This window comes from Alkaliphilus transvaalensis ATCC 700919 (assembly GCF_000621485.1).
GTDB classification, from domain to species: Bacteria; Bacillota; Clostridia; order Peptostreptococcales; family Natronincolaceae; genus Alkaliphilus; species Alkaliphilus transvaalensis.
In genome coordinates this window covers 80415-102480 of sequence record NZ_JHYF01000012.1, presented here as the reverse complement: position 1 = coordinate 102480, position 22066 = coordinate 80415, and the positions used below count along the sequence as shown (strand labels likewise).

At 35.0% G+C, this 22066-nt stretch carries 20 protein-coding genes; 2 read left to right on the top strand and 18 right to left on the bottom strand.

The window, feature by feature from the left end:
- Positions 1–136: 136 nt before the first annotated feature.
- The gene (locus T335_RS0109310; protein WP_026477308.1) at positions 137–1528 is read left to right on the top strand and encodes a stalk domain-containing protein; all 1392 of its coding nucleotides are present in this window, start codon (positions 137–139) and stop codon (positions 1526–1528) included.
- Between the two features lie 108 nt (positions 1529–1636).
- Here the strand turns inward: T335_RS0109310 and T335_RS0109305 are convergent, their stop codons facing one another.
- Positions 1637–2194, bottom strand: a complete 558-nt coding sequence (locus tag T335_RS0109305; protein ID WP_026477307.1) for a rubrerythrin family protein — start codon at positions 2192–2194, stop codon at positions 1637–1639.
- A 154-nt stretch (positions 2195–2348) separates the two neighbouring features.
- Here T335_RS0109305 and T335_RS0109300 point away from each other — a divergent pair, with 154 nt between their 5' ends.
- Entirely contained in the window at positions 2349–2900 is a 552-nt protein-coding gene (locus T335_RS0109300; protein WP_026477306.1) for an S-layer homology domain-containing protein, read from the top strand.
- 103 nt (positions 2901–3003) lie between these two features.
- On the opposite strand, the gene T335_RS0109295 is transcribed toward T335_RS0109300, so the two are convergent.
- The 17 genes from T335_RS0109295 to mfd form a co-directional block, all read right to left on the bottom strand.
- A complete protein-coding gene (locus T335_RS0109295) occupies positions 3004–3351 on the bottom strand; it encodes a hypothetical protein (RefSeq protein ID WP_026477305.1) in 348 nt (115 codons plus the stop codon).
- Between the two features lie 375 nt (positions 3352–3726).
- Positions 3727–5049, bottom strand: a complete 1323-nt coding sequence (locus tag T335_RS0109290) for a helix-turn-helix transcriptional regulator (protein WP_026477304.1) — start codon at positions 5047–5049, stop codon at positions 3727–3729.
- Positions 5050–5375: 326 nt separating this feature from the next.
- Positions 5376–7748: a stage II sporulation protein E gene (gene spoIIE, locus T335_RS20290; RefSeq protein ID WP_051569230.1), complete on the bottom strand. Its 2373-nt coding sequence runs from the start codon at positions 7746–7748 to the stop codon at positions 5376–5378.
- A 275-nt stretch (positions 7749–8023) separates the two neighbouring features.
- The gene (locus T335_RS0109280; RefSeq protein ID WP_026477303.1) at positions 8024–8926 is read right to left on the bottom strand and encodes a Ppx/GppA phosphatase family protein; all 903 of its coding nucleotides are present in this window, start codon (positions 8924–8926) and stop codon (positions 8024–8026) included.
- Positions 8927–9170: 244 nt separating this feature from the next.
- On the bottom strand, positions 9171–9593 hold the full coding sequence (locus T335_RS0109275) for a S1 domain-containing RNA-binding protein (RefSeq protein WP_026477302.1): 423 nt from the start codon (positions 9591–9593) through the stop codon (positions 9171–9173).
- Positions 9594–9693: 100 nt separating this feature from the next.
- A complete protein-coding gene (locus T335_RS0109270) occupies positions 9694–9993 on the bottom strand; it encodes an FtsB family cell division protein (protein ID WP_026477301.1) in 300 nt (99 codons plus the stop codon).
- A gap of 40 nt (positions 9994–10033) precedes the next feature.
- Positions 10034–10540: a spore cortex biosynthesis protein YabQ gene (gene yabQ / locus T335_RS0109265; protein ID WP_034328166.1), complete on the bottom strand. Its 507-nt coding sequence runs from the start codon at positions 10538–10540 to the stop codon at positions 10034–10036.
- Between the two features lie 108 nt (positions 10541–10648).
- Positions 10649–10939 (bottom strand): sporulation protein YabP, encoded by a 291-nt coding sequence (gene yabP, locus T335_RS0109260; protein WP_026477299.1) that lies wholly within the window; start codon positions 10937–10939, stop codon positions 10649–10651.
- A 108-nt stretch (positions 10940–11047) separates the two neighbouring features.
- Positions 11048–12034, bottom strand: coding sequence for a SpoIID/LytB domain-containing protein (locus T335_RS0109255; RefSeq protein ID WP_026477298.1), 987 nt, complete (start codon positions 12032–12034; stop codon positions 11048–11050).
- Between the two features lie 89 nt (positions 12035–12123).
- Positions 12124–12369, bottom strand: coding sequence for an RNA-binding S4 domain-containing protein (locus T335_RS0109250; protein ID WP_026477297.1), 246 nt, complete (start codon positions 12367–12369; stop codon positions 12124–12126).
- Positions 12370–12613: 244 nt separating this feature from the next.
- Entirely contained in the window at positions 12614–12919 is a 306-nt protein-coding gene (locus T335_RS0109245; protein WP_026477296.1) for a hypothetical protein, read from the bottom strand.
- A 173-nt stretch (positions 12920–13092) separates the two neighbouring features.
- A complete protein-coding gene (locus tag T335_RS0109240; protein ID WP_026477295.1) occupies positions 13093–13371 on the bottom strand; it encodes an HU family DNA-binding protein in 279 nt (92 codons plus the stop codon).
- A gap of 118 nt (positions 13372–13489) precedes the next feature.
- Positions 13490–14956, bottom strand: a complete 1467-nt coding sequence (yabN, locus tag T335_RS0109235) for a bifunctional methyltransferase/pyrophosphohydrolase YabN (RefSeq protein ID WP_026477294.1) — start codon at positions 14954–14956, stop codon at positions 13490–13492.
- 50 nt (positions 14957–15006) lie between these two features.
- Positions 15007–16620, bottom strand: a complete 1614-nt coding sequence (locus T335_RS0109230; protein WP_026477293.1) for a putative polysaccharide biosynthesis protein — start codon at positions 16618–16620, stop codon at positions 15007–15009.
- Positions 16621–16751: 131 nt separating this feature from the next.
- Positions 16752–17303, bottom strand: a complete 552-nt coding sequence (gene spoVT, locus T335_RS0109225) for a stage V sporulation protein T (RefSeq protein WP_026477292.1) — start codon at positions 17301–17303, stop codon at positions 16752–16754.
- A 167-nt stretch (positions 17304–17470) separates the two neighbouring features.
- A complete protein-coding gene (locus tag T335_RS0109220; RefSeq protein ID WP_026477291.1) occupies positions 17471–18424 on the bottom strand; it encodes a peptidylprolyl isomerase in 954 nt (317 codons plus the stop codon).
- A gap of 46 nt (positions 18425–18470) precedes the next feature.
- A complete protein-coding gene (gene mfd / locus T335_RS0109215) occupies positions 18471–21983 on the bottom strand; it encodes a transcription-repair coupling factor (RefSeq protein WP_084281136.1) in 3513 nt (1170 codons plus the stop codon).
- Between the last annotated feature and the right edge of the window lie 83 nt (positions 21984–22066).

The following is a 22066-nucleotide window of genomic DNA, read 5'->3' as shown; positions in this document are numbered from 1 at the left end:
CATTACTTAGGACTAAAGTAGCAAAAATAAATAAAAGGAAAGGTCTACAGTTTTTTCCTATTGTGACGATATATAATATATAAAGAGATATATAGAAAGGACAAGTTTTAGCTTGCATAATTAAGGAGGTATTTCAGTGGGCAAAAGATTTCTCATACTTATAGTATCGGTTTTACTGGTTTTTTCTTTAATGGTAACACCTGCCTTTACGCAGTCCTATAGTCGGATGATTACTGCTTGGTTTAACAATCTTCAAGTAGAGGTAGATGGCTCTCTTGTTAACTTACAAAATGAACCCTTCATCTTCAATAATGAGGTTTATGTCCCCATAAGAGAACTATCGGACCATGTTTATATTAATTTTCAGCATGATCCACAATCAAGAAAGATTACCTTAAGATCTAATCGAGATAGTGATAATATTGTGAATAATTATCAAAACCATTTTGAGGTATATGACCTACGTACTCAAATCGCAGAGCTTGAAAGGGAGATTCAACTCCTTAAAAACTCTAATTTTCCTTATCAAAAAATTACCAGTGTTGAAGAAATGGAGAATTACTTAAGGGAACACTTTAGAAGATTGGGGGATATTCCTTTAACGATTCGCTTTAGACACATTGGTGGTTATCGCTATGAGTTTAGTGCTGTATTTACTTCTAATGACGTAACTCGATGGAATAATCTAAACAGAAGGGATATTGAAAACTATGTTGATGATGTTTTCGATGTAGTAAGAGAATTGTTTAATTCTAAAGCGGAGATTCAAGGTCACTTCCGTTCTAATAATTTCTTCAATGGCACCAGCTATGCAAACTATTGGACTCGGGGCAACCGATTATATTACGACTTTAGATTAGCTGAGCATAAACAAAATCAAATGGTGGATGGGGTAAATATCGAGAAGGCTTTAACTCAACGTTTAAGATTCTATAATAATGCTACCTTTACCTACGAAGTCTTCGTAAACCAAAGAGACATTGATGTGATTGTATCCTTTAACCAAAACTTTAGAAATTGGACTCCTGCAACAAAAATGCAGTATCTAAAACGATTAAAGACAGAAATCGAGAGAGTGTATACTGGCTTAAATGTGAATGGTCGAATTGTTAATGGTGTAAGCAATAATAATGACTTTAGATTTAGCTTTGAAGGAGACAGAATCCGTTCTGTTGATCTCCTTAACGAATTAGAAAGTCATCTTAATAACAATTATAAGACCTTTACCTATGGTGGTACTTCCCACACCTTTACTTATCGAGTAAATGAAGGCTACAGCGGTTCCTTCGAGGTAACCTTAGAGGGTAACTTTGATGAGAATAGCCAGGCATGGTCTAATGTTAAGCAATATGGAGAGGCATCTTTTAGAAGCTTTATTCTAAGGGCATTCCAGCACATTGATTCTATATTTGATGTTGATATTTTTGGTAATGTAGTTGATAAGAACCTTTATCGTACAACTACCTTAGAATACTATAAGCTACCTAACTATACTACAAGAACACTACAACCAATTATCTTCGAGTAATTCAAATTAACCTATAACTATTAACTATTTCCTGTTAAAAAACACCCATTGGGCCCTCCCCAATGGGTGTTAGTGTTATTTATTACTAGTTTGTCAGTAACTATAATTCTATGAAAAGGTCTTATACATTTCCTTGTTGGCTCCACAGATAGGGCATTTATCGGGTAAGCCATCGGTTGTTGTATGTCCACAGACATCACAAACATGAACATCGCCGATGGCTATATCTTTCCCTTCTCTAACGGAGTCTCTGGCCTTTGTAAATAGGTCTGCATGGACTTTTTCTGCTTCTAGGGCATAATGGAAGGCTCTTGCTGCTCCCTTTTCGTCTTGAAACTTAGCTGCATTTAGGTATACTGGATACATTTGTTCAATTTCATGGAGTTCTCCATCGATTCCCCCTTGAAGGTTTTGCTCTGTTTTGCCTACACCGAAAACAGCCCCTGCTGTAACGCTAAAGTCTTGTTTTTTATCCCCTAGTTCCCTTAAGTGATTATCTGCATGGGCATATTCTGCATAGGCAATGGCTCTAAATAGTCTTCCTACGTTGGGGAAACCTTCTTTATCTGCAACGTCTCCCCACACTAAATATCTCATATGGGCCATACTTTCTCCCCCATAGGCGGATCTTAAAAAATCTGCTGTCATGTCGTTTTTTACTGGCATGTTTACTTCCTCCTTCTATGTACTACTTTTTCCTTTACAAGTATTCCCAAACATTTGGTAAATCATTCTTATTTATTGTCATAAAAGTTTAATATTTGGTCCCTACTTTATTTGATATAATTGCAGTAGTACATCAAGGAAAGAGGTGTTTTAAATGGCTAAGAAAGTCTTGGCTTTGACGGTATGTCTAATACTAATGTTAGGACTAGTTAGTGCCTCCTCTGGCAACACTGTTAATCTGCAGGTGGAAGCAGGGGAATTTTTAAGGGAATTAAATATTTACAGGGGTTACCCCGATGGAACCCTTGGTTTAGAACGACCAATTAGTCGTGCAGAATTTGCAACCCTTATGGTAAGAATAACGGGTGCAAATGTCTCAAGTGGGACTTTAACCTTTCAAGATGTTCAGTCTAGTCACTGGGCTTATTCTGATATTGCTACAGCTTCTACTAATGGCTGGGTTAATGGTTATACAGATGGAACCTTTAAGCCTAGTGGAAACATTACCTATGCTGAAACCTTAACAATGCTTGTAAGGGTTTTAGGCTATGAAGGCGAGGTTACTGGCGAATGGCCCCAAGGACATATTGCTGTAGCTGACAATTTAGGCATCACTAAGTATCTAACCCTTGACCGTAACCATGTTGTTAGTCGTGGTGAGGTGGCTGTATTACTGAGGGAAGCGTTGTTTGTGGAAGTGAAGTAGGAAGCATATAAAATAACAAAAAGCCATTAAGTTAATTCTTATGGCTTTTTTGGTATTTTATATAATTATATACTATTTTAAGTTTCTCTCCATTAGTCACCCATTAATTGTTGTTAATTATATTTTTTATCCTATCTGCTTCCTTCAATAACTGTTTGTTCTCTTCTAATTGCTTTTCTTCTGGAAGATAACTATTAGTTTTACTAAGATTTATAAGCTTTTCTTGCATAGCTTTAGCTTCTTTCTTTAATTGTTGAAGCTCTCTATTTAGTTTTTCTTCTTGGCTTATGGGTATCTTATGGATTAGATTATGTTTATTTTCTTCAATAGGTTTTGAATCGTCTGTCTCTCTAGCATCTAGTATTTTAGAGCTGAAATTAATAAAAGTAAAAATTAGTAATCCTGCTAAAACAGGTATTATTAATATTTTGCTTATTTTTTTCTTAGGCATTTTCATATCCTCCTAATCTTCATTGCTTACAGGTACTGCCAAGCCCACAGTATCATTAAAACTGTACTTGTTATAATTAATACCATTTATAACTTGTTCTGTAATATATTTACACTATATATATTTTTCTACCTCAAGTCAATGTTTTCGACAAAACTTCTTATTTCTCCACAATTATTAATTTTAACTAACAAGTTTCTATCATTATATGTAAACTAGTATACATGTATTAAATTATAGACTATAAGTGCCATAAAAGTATTATACAATAGCTAAAAGGACTGAATCTAGTTTAACACCAAATTCAGTCCTTTTAAGTATATTAGTTTAATTATCTGAAAGTTATAGTTTACATACCTTAGTTGTTTAATAACTTTAATGCAAGTAGTCCCCTCGCATCTTCGCAACATATTCCATTGATTTTTGATTTTCTTCTAGTAGGAAATATACTTCAACATAGAAACTGTAAAGTTCATTTTTCTTAGTTTCTATATTCTGATCTAATATCATTCTTTCTGCTTTTTGAAGATGAATTAAGGAATTTTGATAATCCTTCATTGATATATAGGCCTGTACTGCTGCAAAGTGTAAGTTAATAATTAAGTCTTTTTTTGCAACTCTTTCTGCCAGCATTAAGCCATTATTTAAAATTGGCATAATCCTTTCATTTTCACCTAGCAACATGTAGCATTTTGCTTGTTGTAGGTATAAACTTGGCAGGTAGTTTTCATTTACCCTATCTTTAAATTCAAAGGCTTTATCAATGTGGTCTAGGGCATGTTCAGGTCTATTTAGTTCACGATATAATTCTGCACAGTTCTCGTAAACTAAGAAAAGCGTATTGACTTCTAACTTCTCTTTTCTATTTAATAGTCGCATATAAAGCTTTTCTGCCCTTTCAAAATTCTTAAGGTCTCTATGGGTATTAGCTTCAATCAACAATACCTTATCTAAATAATGGTTTATTGAAGGGTCTTCAGACTTTAAATCTTTATATAAGCTAATATATTGTAGAGCTAAGTCATGTTTTTGTAGGTAACGATTACATAATATAAGATTAAAAGTTGCAATGGCCTTTCTTTTAGCTTGATTATTGGTAGCATGTTCTTGAGCCATATCATAGGCCTTTGTTAAGTAAATTAAAGCTTGATCGTATAACATCATCATCAAGTAAGAGATGCCTATACTATTATATATTTGTCCTACTTTTCCATAATCTTTAGCACCCATATAGTACTCTAAAGCATCTGAATAAAACTTTAACCCCTTGTTATATTGGTAGCTATGGTAGTAGTAATCACCTTTTAAAATATAAAGATCGGCTATTTCCTTTTCTAGCCCCCAGCTATTTGCTAAGTCCATCATTTTTTCAAAGGATCTATCTACTAATTTCTCGTCTACATTGCTAGTCTTAATAACTGGTTGCATATCAGCTATTTCTTTTTCAATGATTTTTCTAGCTTGATCTTCTTCCGTTTCCATTAAAAACTCTGGTGTAATTTCTTTTCCAAGGGTCGAATAGTATCTATTTAAACAACCTGCAATAATTCTTGCTGTATTCCAACTAAGGCTCCGTTTGTTGTTTTCTATCATACTAACTAAACTCTTAGTTACTTCTTCATTTGTAATGTCGTCTTGTTTTAGTCCAAGGTCACATCTTAGCTTCTTAATTTTTTCGCCCGCACTTAATATTTCCATGTGAATCCTATACTCCTTTCAATCAAGTCAATTAACAATAAATTTATCCCTGAGTCTAGGTTTTATAATAATTCATAAAATATTATTATATATTCCATTCCTTATAATTAATATACTAGATATTCAGCTATATATCAAGGTCTATATTTTAAATAGCAAATATAATGCAATTTATATTTTTAAATTTTCATTGTTAATTATACGTATATTTTGATTTTTTGTTTACATTATATTTAAGTATTGCTACATTGAAAAATTTTTAAACCCTGCTAAGAAAGTTTTTTCCTTTCCCACAGGGTTTAATTAAAGTCTACATAGATTTTATTCTAATGTACTCTTGTCCTCCATAATTTTGTCACTAGAACCGTCATATCATCTTCTGGTTGATTGCCTGTATATTGCAGGGCTTGGTGTAATATTTTATCGGCAAGTTCTTGAGGATTTCTTGTTTTAGCGTCTTTTAGGTATTTTTCTACCCAGTCTTCCCCTTCTTCCCCCTTGTTAACCTCTAATATCCCATCAGAAATCATAATGATAAAGTCTCCATCGTTTAGTTTTTGTTGATTCTTTTCTACTTCTATATCTGATAAAATACCTATTGGTAAGCTCCCTGGATTAACTACTTCAACCTTACCATCTCTTCTCTTAATATAACCAGGGGCGCTTCCTATTTTAGCAAAATCTGCTCTACCTTCTTGAAGGTCGATCATTGTCATATCAATTGTAGAGAATATTTCTTCTGATGACTTTAGCATTAACATGGAATTAATCGTTTTAATGGTCATTTCCTGCCTAAAACCTGCCTCCATCATTTTTTCTAACATGGCTATCGTAGCACTAGATTGTAGGTGGGCCCTTTCACCTGTTCCCATTCCATCACTAAGAGCAACAAGAAACTCGTTGTTTTTAATGTCCATAAAGGTGTAAGAATCTCCTGATAATAAGTTTCCACCATTAGTGGCTCTAGCAACCTTCGTCATTGCAGCAAACCGATTGGCCTCTACTAAGGTAAAGCTACAACTACCGTCATCACTGGTATGATTGCATCTATGACTCTTCTTAGTTAGCTGGTAGCCTACTGCCTTAGAGATAATAGGAATATATCGGTCAATACATTCTTCTCTACCGTAGCAAGACCTTCTTTCTAAGGTTATTTCTAGTTTTCCCTTTGGATTGGTAGATACCAGTAAGCGACTAACCTGAAATCCAGACTTATCTAATTCTACATAAATAGTATCTTCTAATTCTGTGTCAAAAATTATTTCACTATTTAGCTCTTCTGCCAAGGATTGTATTCCCGTAGCCATCCCCTTCAATTGTTCTCCTACTAGTTCTTTACTTTCAAGTAATCTTTTCTTCCAAACCATATTAAGGCGACTTAGTTCGTATAGGGTGATCATCTTTTCTGTGACTGCCTTTGGCTTTACACATCGCTTTTTTATTTGTTCTGGAAGGCTACTTTGCTCTAATGCCTCCCTTGTGTCAATTAACACCAAAAGGTCTGACATACCTCGATAGGTGTTATAGAAATTGTTTTCCCAACAGCTTCTTCTCATTCCACAGTCGGCACATACGCTTTCTGCCATTTTTTCTATTAGCTTAGATAAATCATCTTGACCAAAAGCTTCTACTCTTTCCGCCATATCTTCAAACGTGACAGAAAGTTCTGAGAAGGTTTGGGAAAAGTCTGATAATTTTTCATAAATTCTTTTTTTCATTTCTTCTGTATAGCTTTTACTAGAGTGGATTAACCCAAGGGCTGGGGTACTATATTTTTGAAGTTCCAAAATCCAAACCGACGGAATTACTAAAAATAGGATAAAGGCACCTAGAACCTCCTTCAGTTGAATAAACACTTCATAATATCCATTAATATAGAATGTGAGGATTGTGTTTCCAAGAAGAAACCCAAAGGCACTACCAAATTTGCCGAGATCTTTAAAGATCCCTGCTAACAAGCCTGAGAAGGCAAATACCCCTATAATAATGGGCGGCATCCCACTGGTGGACATGCTGGTGATTAAACCTAAGGTAACTCCCACCGAAGCACCAACACTTGCACCTCCGTTGTAGGCAAATATAATGGTAATTAAAATCCCTAAAACATTTTTAAGGGATACCCCAAAGAAGTGAATATTATTTACTCCTGAAAGGGTAAGGGCCATTAATATAGCAACACATATAATTTCGTCGGTTGCTAATATTTTACGGTTGCTTTTTTCTAGGGCTATGGGAATAGCAAAGGTAGCTATATATACAACGACAAAAATAACTGTTGCTTCAAAGGTTACCATCATTAGGTCATATAGATAAAAACGATTAAGAAGGATAGCAGTCGTTGCGATTAAAAAATAAGTGACTGCACTGATAAAAGAAACAATTAAAACCTTATGTTTACGTGGGTTTATAAAATAATTAGTAATTAATGTTATGATTCCTAATGAAATACCATAGGTTATACTCCCACCTATTCCTTGAACGGTTATAATTCCTAAAAGGGTGGTGACTGCCACCGACAAATATTTCTTATTTTTGTAGCAAAGGGCTGTGTAAAATCCAATGCCAAAGGGAGTTAAGCTCCCCAAAATACCTGCTCGTCCCAATAGAAAGGCCACCATGTGTAGTAATATAAAGCTTTTTCGATTTACTAGTTCAAATATTCTTCTCTCTTGTAAATATGTAGTTGATCTCTCTGCCATATTGACACCATCCTTATTTAGTTTCTTATCTAAGAGTTTATCAGAGGTTTTTTAAAAGATTTGTCAAGAATACTGGACAACCTTAAAAAAGTTTCTGACAAATCATTTGGCTGTTTTGACAAATTCCCTTAAATAAAAAGGTGGTAAGACAGAATTGTTAAGAAGTATTTTTTATTTTCTTAGCTATTTTGCCGACTATTAGGGGGGCATGGAGAACGATTTATTGAATAAAAAAAGATAATCCTTCATAAAATAGTGGATTATCTTTTTTAGCCTTAAATAATCTGACCTTCGAGATTATCGTATTCGCTAATCTTTAAATATTTGATATTTAATAGCTCCATAATGGTAATCATAATTATAATGCCTGCCACAATAATGTCTGCCCGTTTTGGCTCTAAACCTTTTAGCTTTTTTCTTTCTTCTAGTGGTATGCTTTTTAGTTGGTCCTTTAACTGAATTACTTCTTTTAGTTCCATCTGGTATCCATGGACCTTCTCCATGTCGTAGGGATCTAGCTGTTGATGAAGGGCAGCTATCGTCGTGGCTGTTCCCCCAATACCGGTAATACAATCAATATTTTGGGGATAGTTTTTTAAAGGAGTTATTAGGAGGCTTTTTAACTCATTAGTAAGAATTTCAAGTTCTTCTTCAGTAGGTGGATCATTTTTAATATATCGCTCCGTCATTCGGACTGCACCAACATTGTAGCTATTGGCCTCAAGTATTTTTTCTTGGTTACCAATAATTAACTCGGTGCTACCACCTCCAATATCTATTAAAAAGATTGTTTCTAAAGGTTCTTCTAAACCAATTAAGACTCCCTTATAGCCTATTAGCGCCTCCTCTTTACCGTCAATAATTCTAATTGCTACACCAGTTTCTTTAAAGGCTTCTTCAACAAAGAACTGTCCATTTTCTGCATCCCTCACAGCACTAGTGGCAATTGCTAAGATCTCGTCGGCTCCCCACTGTCGGGCCTGCTCTACAAAAGTTTTGAAGGCTTTAAGGTTTCGGTCTATCCCTTCTTTTGTTATGTACCCTGCCGAGTCAACCGATTTACCTATTCGGGTGGTATTTAGGTGCTTTTCTCTTTTCACAATTTTTTCACCCGTAACTTCAGCTAATAGGAGTCTCATAGAATTTGTTCCAATATCTATTGCGGCAACCTTCTTCATAAATACCTTCCTTCCCTTCTATGCTTATTATTTCAGAAAATTGTATATTAAAATCGATTTATATTACTGTATATTAAATTCGATTTATATTAAAGTAAAAAGTATAAATTCAATTTAGAGTATGCGATTATAGAATATTCTCATTGAGAGTATATTCTCATTGATTCATTTCTTAAAACTGAATAGATTATAGGTTCTTTAGGTTCTTATGTGTATAAAAAAAAGCCGGAAATCCGGCTTATATTTATTCTTTAAATACTTTTTTACTATGTCCATTGCCTCTTCTGTTGCTTTTACTTTTGCTCTTTAAGGTTTGCATTTTTTCATCACTATCTTTTAAAAACCTATTAATCTTATCTTCGAAGGACAAGACGTCAACTTCATTAGGTTTTGACCAATCAACTTCAGCTGGTTTTACGCTTTTCTTCTTAGGTGGCGCTGCTTGTTTAATAGATAAACTAATTTTACCGTCTTTTTCAACAGATAAAACCTTCACCTTTACTTTTTGGTCCACCTTCAAGTATTCGTGTATGTTCTTTACATAATCATTAGCAACTTCCGAAATATGCACAAGTCCTGTTTTACCTTCTCCTAAATCAATGAAGGCTCCAAAGTTTGTAATTCCAGAAACAGTGCCCTCTAGAATATTTCCTACCTCTACCGGCATAGATTTACTATTCCTCCTTCTAAAGTATCAATCACTCATATTAGTAATATTATGTTCAATATGTATTATAACACAATGATTGTAAAAGGTATACAATTTTTTACCTTTCTCTTTTTCCAAGATCTATAAAAATAATTTCGTTAGCTCCAATCATCTTTAATTGTTCCCGCGCAATCCTTTCAATATATTGATCACTATGGGCATTATCAATGTTTTCTTTTATATGATTAATTTCCTCTTCTGTCTGACTAATTTTTATTTCGTACTCTTCCTTTATGCTTTTTAGATGCCTTAATTCTTTTGACTGCTCATATAGGGTGAACAGCACATAACCTCCAATTAAAATAACAATACTTAGAAATACAAATTTATTAAGTTGTCTTCTTTTCTTTTTAGCCACTGTTCAACACCTCTCTTTTGTTAATCATAGTTACTTTTTCTTACTTTTTCTTAAAGTAATGAATCATACTCTTTTTACAATCGGCTACTACTCTACTTGGAAGTTTAATAATTCTCTTTGCTTTATAGTATACTGGTTTGCTTCGCATTTTACAATAGGAATAAGGTACGGAAATTAGACAAATACCGACATGAAAAGGATATGTAATTAACTTCCACAAATCTCTTATAAACTGTTTTAATAATCTAACTAGGAAGGTGAGGGCTTGAATAATCTTTTTGCTTAACAAATAGTAATATATTCCTACTCCTATTACAAAACCAAGAAAGTTATAAAACCTTAAGTCCCCTTTATTGCTAAAAATTAAGACATAAAAAGCCACTATCGTTATAATTGTCCAAAAGAAAATATCTTGTAAATTTGTGGCGAGTTTTTTAGGATTAAAAATTCCCCTAAATACTTTATAAAGATCATAAATAAAGCCGATTAATATTCCTCCATAGATCGTGGCCAATAAAATATAGGTTTCGTGGTAAACAGAATACATATTCACATAGATCACCCCTAAAGGTTTGATGGTATCTTTTCTATCATATGAAACTAATCTTAAAATTGTGAATGTCCATAAAAAAAATAGTCGTCGAATTCTCGACGACTATTTAAATAATTTTCCTAAAAAGCCTGACCCTTTTGTTGAAAAGGAATCTCGATCATTGTAGACCATAGAATATATATTGCCTTGAATGATTACGTTTCCATCTTCTAGGTTTAACTTATTTACATCTAGGTCATACCCTTTAATTGTCATAACCCCTGCTACCGTTTCAACAACAATTAGTTCGCTATTAAAGCTATCGACGTGCTCTACACCAGAAATTGATAGCTTTTCTCTATTTTCCATAATGACATTATGATTTTTACTGCGACTCACTTTTCGATCTTCCATAGCCTACACCTTCCCTCATTTTTGGTTTCACTATCATTTTATGATTGATGAAGGTGTAGTAGAACAAAATGACTACTATAATAGCTACTATATTTTATAGTATTGAAATTAATCCCACAATTTTACGATATCAACATCTTTGAAATAGTGCTTTACTATTTCTTCGGGGCTACTGCCGTCTTGAGCCATTTGATAGGCCCCCCATTGACTCATTCCAACCCCATGACCATATCCCGTACCAGATATGGTTACTTGATCGCCCTCCACACTAATGTTATTAATTAAGGTAGACTTCATTCTCGTACTACCTAGAGCTATTCTGAAGGCTGGTGCTGGAACATCCGCCTCTCCAATTTTTAGCTGTGTGGCTCTACCAGATGGTCCTGTTTCAGCAATTTCTATTCCGGTAAAATCGCCTACTTCTTGGCCCTGTTGTCTTGCAGCTTCAATAATTTCTGCCTTTGTAAAGGTTTCTGACCAATTAGCTTCTTCTTCTGGTGCTTCTGCTGAATCTGGAGATTCAATTACTTGAATATAGGCTGGTTCTTCTTCTCCAAAGCCTAACCCTTCTTGGGCTGTAGCAGTTGTACCTCCTGCATGGGCATGAAACCATGCTTTAACAAAGTCACCATCATAAACCATAACTTGACCTCTAGTTTGCTGTACCGCTTCATTAATTCTTTCATTAATCAGCTCTGCCTTCCAAGCTTGTGCTTCTTCTATGTCAGTTGATACATGGGCTCCCTCATATTTTGAGCCACCTTTATCTGCTATAAATTCCATTACGAAGGTTCTTGCTAAAATTGCTTGAGCAGCTAATGCTTCTACTGGCCATTCATTATACATCTCTCCAGCTAAAACACCTGCTACATATTCTTCAAATTGCAATTCTTTGACCGTCTGCTCTTCTACAATATAAACATTTAGAGATGGTTCTTGTCCTTCTCCTACTGCAATTGCTTCTGGAATAGGTGGTACTTCAACATCCCTTTGTTGCTCTGGTTCAGGTCTTTCTTCTGCCGGTCTGCAACCAGCTACAGTAAATATTAATAGAAAAATGACTAAGTAAAGACTGAATTTTTTATATCCTTGCATACTATTCCTCCTCTATTCTATCCTACTATAACCCTTCGAGGTTTCTATTAGTATTTGAAAATATGGAATTAGTATACAAGTATTTTCAACTATCCTTCTATGATACGATACATTTCTTTAGCTCCATCCTTTGTAACATGTTCTGCCACATGGGTGATTTCTGCTTTAAACAATTTATCTCCAAATTGTATTTCTATTATATCGCCTACTGATACTTCAGTACCAGGCTTGGCTACCTTCCCATTGACAGCAACTCTACCGTTTTCGCTTGCTTCTTTTGCTACGGTTCTTCTCTTGATAATTCTTGAATTCTTTAGATATTTATCTAATCGCATTTGAATACCCCCATTTGTATATAAGTTTTATTTATACCCTATATTATTTCTATATTAATTGATAAAAGCCCTTTTTTTATTCATAAAAATAAGCTCTATAGGCTATAGAACTTATTTTTATAAAATCATTAATGATAAAATCTTAATTATTGAATGTTTATTATTAAGTTTTTTTGAAATCATTAATATTAAGTCTTAATAATATTAAGTCTTATTTAGTTGTTTTGAATCACAAACTAACCCATTATCTAGTTGGCGTTACAACCTGTCCTCTTTGACGCTCAGGAGCTGCTGGTTGTCCTGGTAAGCGTTCTTCTGGCATTGGTTCTTCTGGTACTGTTCCTCCTCCTGGTACAGGTGCTACTGGCGGTATAGGAGCGTCTGGTGTCCCTCCTGGTGCTGCTGGATCTATGGCTGGGTCTCCAGGAACTCTTTGATCCATTCTTGGATCTGTTTCTGGAACTGGTCTTTCAGCTGGCCTACATCCTGTGGCAGCTAATATGACAATTAGACAAATGCAGGCTAACGTTAGAATTGTTTTCTTTTTCATTTTAAACACCTCCCAACTATATTTTGTACAGTAATGATTATTTTAAATGGTGTAATTTTTTCATCTATTCTCATAGTTTTACATCAAAAAATAAAAAAGATATCTCTTTTTTCAAAGAAATATCTCTCTCATATGTTTTTATATTTGTATTGTTAAGTACGTTTTAATGGGAATTAACCATTAATTTTTTCTTTTAAAGTTTTACCTGCTTTGAAAACAGGAGCCTTAGAAGCTGGGATATCAATTACTTGCTCAGGATTTCTTGGGTTTCTACCTTGTCTTGGCTTTCTTTCTCTAACATCAAAAGTACCAAAACCAACTAATTGTACCTTATCTCCTGTTTCTAATGCTTCTTCAACACTTTCCATAAATGCATTTAATGCAAGTTCAGCGTCCTTTTTTGTTAATGCGCTTTTTTCTGCCATTCTAGCAACTAATTCAGCTTTGTTCACTTAAAAAACCTCCTCATAAATTAGAATACGTATAGAGTTATTCTCTTTTAATTTTCAAAATCCTTCTTTTTAAAAGATTTTTAATAATTTTTTGTTTGTTTTTGGTGATTTTAGAAGATTATGTATTGTTTTTGCTCTTTGCTTCTTCCCAAAGGACATCCATTTCTTCTAAAGTCATTTCTTTTATATTCTTACCAGATGCCTTTGCTGTTTCTTCAATGTAGCTGAAGCGGTTGATAAACTTCTTACTTGTGGAATTTAAAGCACCTTCAGGCTCTACTTCGAAGAATCGTAATAGATTTACTACTGCAAAAAGAAGATCGCCTCCTTCTTCCATGATTCTTGTTTCTAGTCCTTCCTCAGCTGCTTCTCTAAATTCGGAAAACTCTTCTTGAATCTTAGCGACTACTTCCTCTACCTTATTCCAATCGAATCCAACCTTTGCAGCTTTTTGTTGTATTTTATATGCCTTCATCAATGCTGGCAAATGATTTGGTATTGATTCCATTGATTCTGTATAGCTATCAATTTGCTTTTCTTCTTGCTTCCTCTCTTCCCATGTCTGTAAAGCTTCTTCAGGATTTTCGGCCTTTACATCTTTAAATACATGGGGATGTCTAAAGATTAGTTTTTCTGATATAGCTTTTATGACATCATTAATGGAGAAGGCGTGTCTTTCTTTAGCAATTTGACTATGAAACACCACTTGTAATAGAAGGTCACCTAATTCTTCTTCTAATAGAAAATCATCTTCTAGATCAATGGCCTCTAATACTTCGTAGCTTTCTTCGATTAAATAAGGCTTTAAACTTTTATGGGTTTGCTTAATATCCCAAGGACAGCCGCCTTTATTTCTTAATCTTTCCATTATTTCAACTAAATTATTCATATTATAGTATTTTTTTTGAAGTGTGTCAATCCTTGGTATATACACACTTGTTAGATAATCTACCCAATCTAGTCTATCAAGCTGATATAGAGGGATCTTCTCCACCCGCTCAACCGTTGGAATTCCAGCACCTCTTACAACAAAAACTTCCTGTTCATCGTCGTAATAGTCCATAAGTCTTAATTTAATTTGAGATGCCATAAATGGGTCATAGACTTGGGTAACTATATTAGAAATCGAAGGATCTGGTACTTGTTCATCCAGTCTTAATCCATCAATTAGCTTAAAGCCATCTACAGGGTCTATTCCTAAAACAGGGAACATTACATCTAAAAAGCTCATGGCAGGGTAAATTTGAAGGTCTGTCTTTTTTTCTTCACAAGCTTTTTTTAGCCTTTGAACCGTAATTTCTGCTACATTGGGGTGTCCTGGCACTGCATATAATATATCCTCTAACTGAGCCATATCTAAAAGTTTAGCCACAATATGGTCATAAACTGCATCAAAGTCTAATAATTCCTCATAGGCATAGTCAAAGGTTTGATAGGATATCCCTTTGCGATCTAATAATGATACTGAAGGGTGGTGCAGAGTCCTCAGATAGACTAGATGATGCCTCTTAATTTCATCTAATACTGAAAGGGTTATGTCCTTCTCCGCACCAGGTCCTAACCCTACTACTGTTATTTTGCCCATTATATTCCCTCCCTTCTTGTCATGTCCTATTCTATTAATATTTATAGACTTTATTTTACACCCTTTAAAAGTCCAGTTTTTCTTAATACTTTTGCTATTTTTTGTCCTTTTGGTAATAGTTCAAAGTCTTCTTGGGTAATTGCTCCGCTTACTAAAAGTACAATACCATAAACAGCTGCCCCCACGCCTATACTTAAGGCTGTTGATAGTTTATTTCCGATCATGGGATTAAGAACCATATAAGAAGCACTTACTACTGCTGCCATTAAAGCCACCGACACCACTGGCTTTACAATAAACTGAACTATATTAAATTTAGCCTCTGTTCTACGCTTTACTTCAATAAAGTTTAGTAGGGCTGCTACAAGGTAAGCGGCAACTGTTCCCAAAGCTGCTCCTTTTACGTTTAATGCAGGTATACCTGTTAAAACATAGGTTAGCACAAACTTAACAACAGCACCAATCATCAGATTTCTCACTGGTATAAAGGGTTTGCCTAACCCTTGAAGAATACCTGTCATAGTTTGTAATTGTGTTAAAAATAATGCCGCAAAAGATAAATATAGCATAACTTCCCCTAAAGTTGCTGGTTCATTTGGATATAACAGCATCATAATTGGGTTAGCTAATACTGCTAATCCTACCGCTGCAGGAAGTCCAATTAGCATTGCTACTCTTATAGCCGATTGACTGTCGGATTTTATTCCTTCACGATCACCCTTTGTAACAGCTTCTGAAATAACTGGAACGATACTCATGGCTAAGGCTACAGTAAACACTTGAGGAAGGTTAATTAATGTGGCAGCCATTCCTGTTAGCTGTCCAAACAAACTATTTGCCTCTTCGTAGCTAAATCCTATCTCTTGTAATCTTCTTAAAACAATCATAGTATCTACCATGGTGATTAATGGTAATACGGCGCTACCTAAAGTGATTGGAATAGCCACTTTTAATAGGTCTCTAATGATTCCTTTTGATGGTTCTTGTGCCTCGTCTGGTATAACTTCAAACTGTGCTAATATTTTAGCTTTCTCTTTAGAATAGATATAATATATAATAAATAAACCTGTTATTCCTCCAATAGTTGCGCCAAAGGCCGCTCCCGCTGCTGCGTATTGTAAACCGATCCCTGCATTAAAAATAATAATAGCTAATGCTAGTCCAATAATTACTCTACCGAATTGTTCTACCACTTGTGAAACCGCTGTTGGAGTCATGTTCTTCATCCCTTGGAAGTAACCTCTATAGGCTGCTAGCAATGGTACAAAGAAAAGTGCCGGTGCTAACGCTAAAATGGCATAATACGAGTTAGGACTTTCAATTATTTTGTCTACTAAAAAACGTGCCCCTAATGCTAAAGAAAGGGAACTTACAATCCCAAAGGCCAGCAAGATATAAAAGGAGGTTTTAAATACCTTATGGGCTCCCCCATAATTACCTCTAGCCCTTTTTTCTGATATCAATTTCGACATTGCTGTAGGGAAGCCTTGCGCTGCAAAGGATAGAATTAATGTATAAATAGGGTAACCTACTTGATAGTATCCCATTCCTTCTGAGCCAATAATTCTTCCCAACGGGATTCTAAAAAATGCCCCCAATACCTTCACAACTACCCCTGCCACCCCCAATATGGCGGCTCCCTTTAAAAATGAATCTTTTTTCATGGATACTCCTCCTACTTCTATTTCAATAAGGTTTATTATAGCAGACTTTTATTACATAGTATAGTCAAGAGGTTGATTTTAAATGCTTTTCCACGGAAAAAAACCCGGTATTCACCGGGATTTTATTTGTATTATTGCTCCATTTGCTTAGATAGGAAAGCTGCTGCTGTTGCGGCAATTTTTTTCTCAGTTTCCCCCATTGATGTACCCTTTTCTTTCGAACATAGGATAACTGTTCCTATTGGATCTCCTTGTGTAACGATAGGTGCCACTACTTGTGAACTATACTTATCTTCATCTGATTCATCGGAAGCAATTGGAAAGTGTTGATCTCCTTGATTTAATACAATAACCTCTCTCTCATCCATTAATTTTTCTAAGTTTTTACTAACTCGTTTATCTAAGTATTCCTTTTTAGGCGCACCCGCTAAAGCTATAATTGTATCTCTGTCAGTTATAATTGCTATATGCCCCAAAGCTTCTTGCAATGACTCTGCATATTCAGTAGCAAACTCTGTCAGTTCTCCTATTGGTGAATATTTTTTGAGGATTACTTCTCCTTCTCTATCTGTAAAGATTTCTAGCGGATCTCCTTCTCTTATTCTTAATGTTCTTCTAATTTCCTTAGGGATAACAACTCTACCTAAATCATCTATACGTCTTACTATACCTGTTGCTTTCACTCCTATTACCTCCTAAATTAGTAGAATTTATTGTAATTCTATTATTTTACCAATCCATCTTTTTTATGCATTTAGGAAATTTTTAATTTTACTTCAAAAATTTTAAAGCAAAAAAAAGAATCCTATATTAAGGATTCTCTTTCTATTGGATTTTTAGTAATTTTTTTCTACTTATTTAATCTTTCAATATCTGCTTGGTCTAACTTGTCCTCTACAAACCTTTGGAACTCGGAGTATTGAAGTTCTTCAACCAATTCATCTTTAATGATCTCGAAATCTTCCATTTCACTTCTTTCATCATCTTTTCTAATGATATGGTATCCGAAAACAGAGTTTACTGGAAGACTTACACCTCCAACCTCTAATGCAAAGGCAACACTTTCAAACTCTTGAATCATAACACCCCTTGGGAAGAAGCCTAAATCTCCGCCTCTTGAAGCTGAACCTGGGTCCTCTGAATACTCTGTTGCTAAATCTTCAAAGGATTCTCCTGCCATAATTCGATCATAAAGTTCATCTGCTAATTCTGCTTCACTTACTAGAATGTGGCTAGCTTTAACTTCATGGGTAATGAAGTCATCTGGGTTTTCATCATAAAACTTTTTAGCCTTTTCGTAATCCATCTTTAACTCTTCCATGAAGAAATCTTGATATGCTCTAATAACCTTATCTTTTTTTAATTCATTCTTGATAAAAGTCTCATCAATCCCGTTCTTTTCTGAGAACTTCCTAAATTCATCGTTATTCTTTAAAAAGTCTTGGTAGTCTTTGTAGGCTTCTTTAATAACACTTTCCTCTACAGTAATATTATTTTCATTTGCTAATTGCATTAGCAACTCTTCAATAATTAACTTTTCTAAAACTTGTTCTTTGATTGTTTCAAGTAACGTCAGTCCTGATCCCATATCACGATCTAAGACGTCTTCACCAAATTCATTTGTATAATCCATTGAATATAAAGCTACATTTTTATCAAATGCATCTTGAAAAATTTCTACACCATTTACAGTTGCAATTACTTTATTACCATCTGTATTTTGTACTTCGTTAGTACATCCAACTGTAAAAAGAACAAAGACTAATAATAGTGATAATACTTTTGCCACTTTTTTGATATTCATCCAAATCCCCCATCCTTTTTCCTGTGCGTTATACACCTATTATAATCTACTTTGTCGACTTTTGCAAACCAGTAATTTTTTCTACTATTTCCTTTATATCCACCAACATCTTATATTGGTCAATGGAACTAGCCTGATAGATAAAGTAAGGTTCGTTGCTGGCATTAAAGGTAACTCTTCTACCGAAACGATGAAGGACTTCACCTATATTTTCAGGTTTCAATTTGCTACTGTCTTTAAAGATTATACGTACTTCTTTTCCTTTTTGGGTGATTGATAGCACCATCATTCCTTGAGCCAATGCTTTTATATAAGAAATCATTAAAAGGTTTGCTACACTGGAAGGGATATCCCCAAAGCGGTCTTCAATTTCCTCTTCTACATTATAGAAATCCTGTTGGCTTCGAATAGATGCGATTTTCTTATAGATTTCAATTTTTTGACTTTGATTTGAGATATAGGTTTCAGGTATATATGCATTAACATTCAATTCCATCGTGGTATCCTGATATTTTTCAACCACTTCTCCCTTTAACTCACTTACGGTTTCTTCTAGCAGTTTAACATAAAGATCATAACCGATGGCCGCCATATGACCACTTTGCTCTCCCCCAAGAAGGTTACCAGCTCCCCTAATCTCTAGGTCCCGCATGGCGATTTTAAAGCCTGAGCCAAACTCTGTAAACTCTTTAATCGCCTTTAGTCGTTTTTCTGCAACCTCTGTTAGGGACTTATTCTTCTCATACATTAAATAGGCATAGGCCTGTCGGTTTGAACGACCTACCCTTCCCCTCAGCTGATATAACTGGGATAAGCCCAATTTATCAGCATCATGAATAATAATGGTATTTACATTAGGAATATCTAGCCCAGTTTCTATAATGGTGGTACATACTAATATGTCATATTCTCCTTCATAATAGGCTAACATTAAGTTTTCTAACTCCCTTTCGCTCATTTGACCATGACCGACGCCTATTCTTGCTTCTGGAGCTATTTCTGCCAACTTCGTTGCCATTTGGTGGATTCCCTGTACTCGATTATAGACATAATAAATTTGTCCACCCCTTGATATTTCCCGAGAAATGGCATCGGCTAATACTGCTTCATTATAGCCTAATACATAGGTTTGTACAGGAAACCTTTCCTCTGGCGGATCTTCGATTACACTCATGTCACGAACACCAATCATCGACATGTGAAGGGTTCTTGGAATTGGTGTAGCTGTAAGGGTTAAAACATCTATTGACTTTTTCAACTGTTTTAGACTTTCCTTGTGCTTTACTCCAAATCGTTGCTCTTCGTCAATAACTAAAAGCCCTAAGTCTTTAAAAGTAATGTCCTTCGACAGTATTCTATGGGTACCAATTAATACATCAACATTGCCTGTTCTTGCATCCTCAATAATCTTTTTTTGTTGTGCTGCACTTTTAAAACGGCTCAGCATTTCAATTTTTATTGGGAAGCCAGAAAAGCGTTGACTAAAAGTATTAAAATGTTGTTGGGCAAGTATGGTTGTTGGTACCAATACTGCTACCTGTTTATTGTCCATTACCGACTTAAAGGCAGCACGGATTGCCACCTCTGTCTTTCCGTAACCAACATCACCACAAAGAAGGCGGTCCATAGGTCTTTCTTGCTCCATATCTCCCTTTACTTCTTCAATACATCTAAGCTGATCTGGGGTCTCTTCATAGGGGAAAAGATCTTCAAACTGTTTTTGCCACTCTGTATCTTTAGGAAAACTGTGGCCCTTACTTTTCTCCCTTTCGGCATATAACTTTAGGAGGTCTTCTGCCATATCTTCAATGGCCTTTTTAACCTTTGCCTTTGTTTTAGTCCACTCGGTTCCCCCAAGTTTATTAAGTTTCGGTTGTTTTTCATCATTACCAATGTATTTTTGTATTAGATCCATCTGGTCTGTAGGAACATAAAGATTGTCCTCACCAGAATATCGTATTTTTAAATAGTCCTTTTTAATACCGTCTACCCTTAATTCTTCTATTCCAATATACTTTCCTATTCCATGTCCCTCATGAACAATGTAGTCCCCTTCTTTTAATTCGATAAAGGATTTTATAGGTGTTGCATCTTTACGCTTTGTCTTTTGCTTCTTCTTTTTATGGACTCCGTATATTTCATTATCGGTAATCATCATATACTTCATATCCACGTACTCAAAACCTCTATGGACACTTCCTTGAAGGATGGCAACTTGCCCTGAAACAAGTTCTTCCTTCATATCTACAATAAAGTGGGTCTTAATGCCCCTTTCCCTCATTAGTTCTAAAAGTCTAAGGGCCCTTTCCTTTGTTCCTGGTACCAAAACGACTTTATAGCCTTTGTACTGGAGTCCCTTTAGCTCTTCTACCAATAGATCTACCTTACCATTAAATGATTGTACACTTCGAGATGTAAAACTGACAGTTTCCCTAGGCGAAAAATCTGGTGTGTATTTTGGCAAAAGGTTTAAAACTACAGTGGCATAAGTATGGAGCTTTTTGAGAATTCCATCATAGGGAATTAAACGTTTTCCCTGGGTAGGAAGCACTTCTCCTCTTTCTAATAGGGTTTTAAAGCTCTCTTTAAATTCTTCTGCATAACCCTCCGCCTTTTCTTTTATCCTTCTAGGCTCATCAATAATAAAAAGGGTTTGGGGGCTGAGGTAGTCAAGTAATGTTGAAGCCTCTTCATAGATATAGGGTAAATAAGCTTCTGATCCTTTGAAATAGTTATATTGTTGAAACTTCTCTAAAACCTCACCCATTTTTTCTTGTAAGCGTTCTCTTTCTTCACCGTGGAGCTTATCAAGGTTTTTCTTTAGTTCCTGACTGATCTTTTCAATTCCAAGGCTAACTCTTGTGGAGTCTATAATATTCTCTGTTACTGGGTTAATCTGTACTTCTATCACTTTATCGATGGACTTCTGGGTGTCTACTTCAAATCTTCTTATCGAGTCTATCTCATCATCAAAGAATTCTATACGATAGGGAGCTTCTTCTGAAGATGGAAATAAATCAATAATTCCTCCCCTTTGACTAAATTCCCCCCTAGCCTCTACTCGATCTACTCTTGTGTAGCCCTGAACAATGAAGGTTTCTAGTAAACTATTTATATCTAGGGTATCCCCTACTTTGAGCTTTAGTTGAAACTTCTGATAAACTTTAGGAGGTGTCATCTTCAATAACAGGGCTTCAATCGATGCAACTGTTATATAATTTCCTCCCTCTAGTAGTCTTTCTATGGTCTTAATTCTTTCATTTTCCATTTCTTCTCCTACTGATTGTAGATCGTAAAAGACAATATCCTTTGTTGGAAAATAAAGAACCTCCTCCATATAGAACTTTAAGTCCTGATATATTTCCCTAGCTTCCATTTCACTATAGGTAAGTATACATATTGGTTTTTCTAAGCTCTGTTGAATAGCAAAGGCCATATTTGATTTTTGAGAATCATTTAGCCCATGCAGGAACACTGGCGTTTTCTTCGATTTAATTGCTCCAATTACCTGATTATACTGGATAGAATTTTTTAATGGAGCTAGTAGTAAATTCTTCATTTTTTCACCACCTTTATGGCATTAAACATTATTAGTAACATCTTTAGCCCGGATAATTAACCCGAGCTGTTTCATCTATTAAA